This window comes from Siminovitchia fortis, from assembly GCF_007681465.1.
Taxonomy (GTDB): domain Bacteria; phylum Bacillota; class Bacilli; order Bacillales; family Bacillaceae_C; genus Siminovitchia; species Siminovitchia fortis.
Map to the genome: position 1 here is coordinate 1 of NZ_VEKZ01000139.1, position 1,435 is coordinate 1,435.

Here is a 1,435-nt window from a genome sequence, read left to right on the forward strand (position 1 = left end):
GTACATTAAGCAGTATAATAATTTTTACTCTTATTGTCCAAGTTCATTTAGGGGCTAAATAGGTATCTGCCATTAGTGATTGCCTACGCAATACCAAAAACAATCCTAATATTGGAGTGATTAATGAGATTAAAAATGAAGCTTGGAAAGCTCTTTGCATCAATCCATAGAAAAACATCTCCAAGGTGAGTCCTCCTTCCATATCAACTCAATGTGTTTATTAGCGTAGTGACGAATCTCTTCATGATCGTGTGTAACCATTAAGATACCCTTGTCATGCTCTGTACTATTGTGCTTCAATAATTTATAAAATTCATTACGTGAACGTACATCCATTCCAATTGTAGGTTCATCTAATATAAACAAATCTGGATCTGTTGAGAACACACGAGCAATTGATATCCGCTGCTTTTGTCCACCTGATAATTCCCCTATCTTTTTATGACGCATCTCCCACATTCCCACTGATTCAAGGGAACGACGAACATGCCCTTTATCTTCTTTATCTAACCTTTTAAACCATTTGCCTCTTTGAAAACGCCCTGACTGCACCAGTTCTAGTACAGTGCTCGGGAGATAGATGAGCTTGTTCAGCAATGTCTTTGATCGTGATGTCATCCAGCAGATGGGCTTCCATGTATTCGATTGTCTTTTGTAATGATTCTACCAGTGCCATATGGTTCACTCCTTTAATGGCATGTTACCTTATTAACTTCTCTAAATCCTGTCATTTTGCGCTCGATCCAGACAGTTGCCTTTACGTAATAAATCATACCAACATAAACCAAACGAATTAGTCAATTTTCATAACCTGTTAGCACAGCAAGTAGTCGATATTTTCTATATCTTTTTTTCAACTCATACCTTAACAATACATTGCCAGAATCAGAGGGAATACCCCGACCTCTCCGCTACTCAAATATGGGACTGGCTAAAGGAGCACGATCCGGAAATTGAAGTTGGGGAAAATACGGTAAGAAGCCGCATCCGGCCGCTGCGAAAGATGTACGGGAGCCCAAAGGAGGTGCAACAAAGGCAGTATGAAGCCGTTCCCAATCCCCCCCAATGGAACAAGAATCATGAATCCACTTTTCTAAAACTCATTTTTTGAAAGCATCGCAGTCAACAGATTCTTGATAGTTGATTCATTGCTTCATATTCTTTGTTTGATAACTCTAAAAGAATATCAGAAGCCTGATTTAGGAATAGTAATTCATGAGTCTCTCCAGCCTTATTAATAAGCTTAGATACCTCCTCCCACATAGGTGCGATTTTAGTAAATAGAATATATCCATTTTGTAAAGGAGTATAATCAACTATACTCAAACATTCTTTTAAGAAATCTCTATACATATTTCTAAATAGGGATTCTCCTGTATTTTGCAAGAGAAAAATACACAATAGTGCAATCAAAAGTGCATAACTTTGCCAGCCT

Annotated in this window: 2 protein-coding genes and 2 pseudogenes; all 4 read right to left on the reverse strand. The window is 37.9% G+C overall.

Annotation, left to right across the window (positions count from 1 at the left end; genetic code table 11):
• Nucleotides 1–61 precede the first annotated feature (61 nt).
• Nucleotides 62–184 (reverse strand): annotated as a pseudogene (locus FS666_RS19250) (metal ABC transporter permease); the annotation flags it as partial.
• Nucleotides 160–573: pseudogene (locus tag FS666_RS19255) on the reverse strand (metal ABC transporter ATP-binding protein); the annotation flags it as partial. The pseudogenes FS666_RS19255 and FS666_RS19250, both read right to left, overlap by 25 nt.
• Complete coding sequence (locus FS666_RS19260) at nucleotides 515–676, reverse strand: helix-turn-helix transcriptional regulator (protein ID WP_018705595.1); 162 nt, start codon at nucleotides 674–676, stop codon at nucleotides 515–517. The gene FS666_RS19260 and the pseudogene FS666_RS19255, both read right to left, overlap by 59 nt.
• 446 nt (nucleotides 677–1,122) lie before the next feature.
• On the reverse strand, nucleotides 1,123–1,435 hold a 313-nt coding region (locus tag FS666_RS19265), incomplete at its 5' end, for a DUF4872 domain-containing protein (RefSeq protein ID WP_144463778.1).

Coding starts and splice junctions, on each gene's coding strand:
- FS666_RS19260 (WP_018705595.1), bottom strand. CDS start 676: ATGGCACTGGTAGAATCATTACAAAAGACAATCGAATACATGGAAGCC.